The organism is Aquimarina aquimarini (assembly GCF_900299535.1).
In the GTDB taxonomy this organism is placed as follows: domain Bacteria; phylum Bacteroidota; class Bacteroidia; order Flavobacteriales; family Flavobacteriaceae; genus Aquimarina; species Aquimarina aquimarini.
Genome location: NZ_OMKE01000003.1, coordinates 1 through 2,302 on the forward strand (window position 1 = coordinate 1; position 2,302 = coordinate 2,302).

3 protein-coding genes are annotated in these 2,302 nt (G+C 34.8%); all 3 read left to right on the forward strand.

What is annotated here, in order from left to right; genetic code table 11:
• The first annotated feature begins 86 nt into the window (after positions 1-86).
• Positions 87-863 carry a hypothetical protein gene (locus DG508_RS01035; protein WP_108866370.1) on the forward strand — a complete coding sequence of 259 codons (777 nt, stop codon included), beginning with the start codon at positions 87-89 and terminating at the stop codon, positions 861-863.
• Positions 857-1,621, forward strand: a complete 765-nt coding sequence (locus tag DG508_RS01040; protein WP_108866371.1) for a hypothetical protein — start codon at positions 857-859, stop codon at positions 1,619-1,621. The genes DG508_RS01035 and DG508_RS01040 overlap by 7 nt, the downstream gene beginning before the upstream one ends.
• Positions 1,615-2,302: hypothetical protein (locus tag DG508_RS01045; protein ID WP_108866372.1), on the forward strand; the 688-nt coding region annotated here is incomplete at its 3' end. The genes DG508_RS01040 and DG508_RS01045, both read left to right, overlap by 7 nt.

A 2,302-nucleotide genomic window follows, 5' to 3' on the forward strand; every position in this document is an offset into this window, starting at 1 on the left:
GGATTCCCCAGACCTTTATATCCTAGTAGTATTGCTACCCCAGAGGCTACCAAAGAACAACAGGCAGAACGTAAACGTATAGGAGGATGGTAGATTTTACTAGACCTGTCACCCATACAGGGTATAAAAATGCTGAGAAATTAAAGAAACATTATCATAGAGTTTATAAACAGATTAGTGAACATCCTGGCGCTCTTAGAATTGATATTATTGATGTTGATAAAGCTGATTATACAAAAGAGTGGTATGCCGATGATAACTTTTTTAATATGCCTACAGCAGGTACAATTACTCCTTTATGGGTAGGGGGAGTATCTTATTTAGTAGCTTCGATTTTTATCATAGGTTATGTTAAAGATGGTACTTTAAAACCTTTTGAAATTTTTCTATTTGTATTAAGTAGTCTTTTAGCTATTTTTTTTACGATTTATTATTTTACCAAACCTAAAAAAGAAAGAATTTTAAACCGTAAAGATGGGTTGATCACGATGACAGGGGTTTTATGGCAAAAAAATATCACCATCCCTTTTAAGGAATGTTTGTTTGTATATAGTACAGGGGGCGAAGATGGTACAGGAGCTTATAATCTTGAAGCCATGCGCCCTTCAAAAAGTAAATTTGGGACATTTGCAGATTTTAATATGGGTAAAGAACATTGTTATCAGGCAATATCTTTAGTTACTTGGTATATGGATAAAAATAGGCCATTACCCCCTGGTAGAGTTTTTGATGCCTGTAGAGATCGGGATTATGAGCGTCGTAAAGCAGCGGGATTCCCCAGACCTTTATATCCTAGTAGTATTGCTACCCCAGAGGCTACCAAAGAACAACAGGCAGAACGTAAACGTATAGGAGGATGGTAGATTTTACCAGACCTGTTACCCATACAGGGTATAAAAATGCTGAGAAATTAAAGAAATATTATCATAGAGTTGACAAACAAATTGTAAACAAGAGTTTTAGTTCATTAAGAAAAGGAATTGATGTTGATAATACAGATAAAAAAAATTGGGATGCCGATGATCATTTCATAAATATGCCTACAGCGGGTACTGTTGTCCCATTTATTGGGGGAGGTATATCATGGTTTTTGGTTATTAGTGGATTATTTGCAGATGATACTTTTGATGGTTTCGGTTTATATGTATATATCTTCTTTTGTGTTTTAGCTATTTTTTTTACGATTTATTATTTTACCAAGCCTAAAAAAGAAAAGATTTTAAACCGTAGAGATGGGTTGATTACTATACCTGGAGTTTTATGGCAAAAAAATATCACCATCCCTTTTAAGGAATGTTTATTTGTATATAGTACCGGGGGCGAAGATGGTACAGGGGCTTTTATGCTAGAAGTTATTAGACCAACTAAAAGCCGTTTTGGTACATTTACTTTGTTTAATATGGGGCAAGGAGATTGTTATCAGGCAATATCTCTAGTTACTTGGTATATGGATAAAAATAGGCCATTACCTCCCGGTACTGCTTTTGATGCGTATAGAGATCGGGATTATGAGCGCCGTAAAGCAGCGGGATTCCCCAGACCTTTATATCCTAGTAATATTGCTACCCCAGAGGCTACCAAAGAACAACAGGCAGAACGTAAACGTATAGGAGGATGGTAGATTTTACCAGACCTGTCACGCATACAGGGTATAAAAATGCTGAGAAACTAAAGAAACATTATCATAGAGTTCATAAACAGATTACTGAACTTCCTTATGATTTGAGAAAAGGAATTGATATAAAAAATATAGAGGATAAAAAAAGTTGGTATGCAGATAATCACTTTATGAGTATACCTAATACAGGTAATGCTACACCATTTGTATTTGGAGGAGCATTTTATTTAGTAGCTTCGATTTTTATTATAGGTTATTTTAAAGATGGTACTTTAAAACCTTTTGAAATTTTTCTATTTGTATTAAGTAGTCTTTTAGCTATGTTTTTTACGATTTATTATTTTACCAAGCCTAAAAAAGAAGAAATTTTAAATCGTAGAGATGGGTTGATTACTATACCTGGAGTTTTATGGCAAAAAAATATCACCATCCCTTTTAAGGAGTGTTTGTTTGTATATAGTACTGGGGGCGAAGATGGTACAGGAGCTTATAGTTTACAAGTTATGCGTCCTTCAAAAAGTAAATTTGGCACATTAGAAGATTTTAGTGTAGGGCAGGGATATTGTTATAAAGATATGTCTTTGATCTGTTGGTATATGGATAAAAATAGGCCATTACCCCCTGGTACTGCTTTTGATGCGTATAGAGATCGTGATTATGAGCGTCGTAAAGCAGCGGGATTCC